Raw genomic sequence first — 1,333 nt, forward strand, 5'->3', positions numbered from 1 at the left:
TGATCGAGAAGGACCGCACGATCGCCTCGGTGGCCGCCTCATACGATCTTGTTGCCCAGACGGTGGGTAACTGGGTCGCCAGGTACAGGAAAGAGCACGCCACCGACCAGGACCGCATGAAAGCCTCCGAGTCAGCCGAGATAGCAAAACTCAAGGCAGAGGTTCGTGAGCTGCGTCAGGAGAATGAGTTCCTGAAAAAAGCAGCCGCCTTCTTCGCCAAGGAACGACCGTGACCGAGCGCTACGAGCTCATCAACCGCGAAGAAGGCTCTTACCCCATCTCTGCGATGTGCCGGTGGTCCAGGGTGTCAAAATCAGGGTACTACTCCTGGCGTGACCGACCCGAATCAGCAACAACTGTGAGGAGAAAAGAGCTTGGAGTCATGGTTAACGACGCCTTCGAGGAATCCGATGGCACCTACGGGTACCGACGAATTCAGGTGAGTCTGGAGCGGCGTGGTGTGCGGGCGGACGGGTCCACGATCCGGTCCATCATGAGGGACCTGGGCCTGCAGGCCGCCGGGCCGCGGGCGAAGGTCCGAACCACCGTGCCGGCTAAGGACCTGGATGCGCGCCCGGACCTGCTCAGGCGGGACTTCACTGCGGACGAACCTGGACGTAAGTGGTGCGGGGACATTACCTACGTCAGGACGTGGGCTGGGTTTATCTATCTTGCGACTGTTCTGGACTGCTGTACTAAGAAGGTCGTGGGTTATGCGATGGCCGACCACATGCACACGTCCCTGGTGTGCCAGGCCATTGACATGGCGGCACGAAGGTGCCCGGTCGAGGAGGGTGTGACGATCTTTCACTCCGACAGGGGAAGTCAGTACACGTCTCAGAGGTTCTTGGACCACCTCAAGGGTTACGGGATTCGCCCCTCGGTGGGGCGTACGGGGGTTTGCTGGGACAACGCTTGGGCGGAGTCGTTCAACGCCACGCTCAAGAATGAGAGAGTGTACCGGATGGTATACCCAACGAAGGATAAAGCGATGAACGATATTGCCTCGTGGATCGAGCTGAGATACAATCATGTTCGTCTTCACTCAGCCCTAGGGTATCGCACTCCCGACGAGGTCGAAAGCGAGCTCCTGGACCTGAAGAAGGCAGCCTGAAGCAAGAAAACAAGCACTGTCCGAAAAACACCCAGCAGTCCAGTGTCCCTGTTGGGGAAGATGCCTCCTGAGTCGGTGCGGCGGCGGATCTCCTTATTGAGGCGTTCTTGGGGTTGTTGGACCAGATCTGCCGCCATACCTCGACGGGAAAGGTGGCGGTAGGCCAGCAGGTCGGCTCGCACGGCGTCGAGGTGATCAGTGTCAAGCCCCGGGTTTTGT

The 1,333-nt window shown here is 59.1% G+C and carries 3 protein-coding genes; 2 read left to right on the top strand and 1 reads right to left on the bottom strand.

Features of this window, described 5'->3' with window-relative positions; genetic code table 11:
• The coding region (locus tag BKH20_RS13495) for a transposase (protein ID WP_075391471.1) at positions 1–233 on the top strand (233 nt) is incomplete at its 5' end.
• Positions 230–1,114, top strand: a complete 885-nt coding sequence (locus tag BKH20_RS13500) for an IS3 family transposase (protein WP_075391472.1) — start codon at positions 230–232, stop codon at positions 1,112–1,114. The genes BKH20_RS13495 and BKH20_RS13500, both read left to right, overlap by 4 nt.
• Here BKH20_RS13500 and BKH20_RS15095 read toward each other — a convergent pair.
• Positions 1,042–1,251, bottom strand: coding sequence for a transposase (locus BKH20_RS15095; RefSeq protein ID WP_430793403.1), 210 nt, complete (start codon positions 1,249–1,251; stop codon positions 1,042–1,044). The two genes, BKH20_RS13500 and BKH20_RS15095, sit on opposite strands and share 73 nt — an antisense overlap.
• Positions 1,252–1,333 lie beyond the last annotated feature (82 nt).

It is taken from the genome of Actinomyces oris (assembly GCF_001937445.1).
GTDB lineage: Bacteria > Actinomycetota > Actinomycetes > Actinomycetales > Actinomycetaceae > Actinomyces > Actinomyces acetigenes.

Excerpts from the sequence above, each read along its gene's own strand:
- BKH20_RS15095 (WP_430793403.1), bottom strand. The coding sequence starts at position 1,251 with ATGGCGGCAGATCTGGTCCAACAACCCCAAGAACGCCTCAATAAGGAG.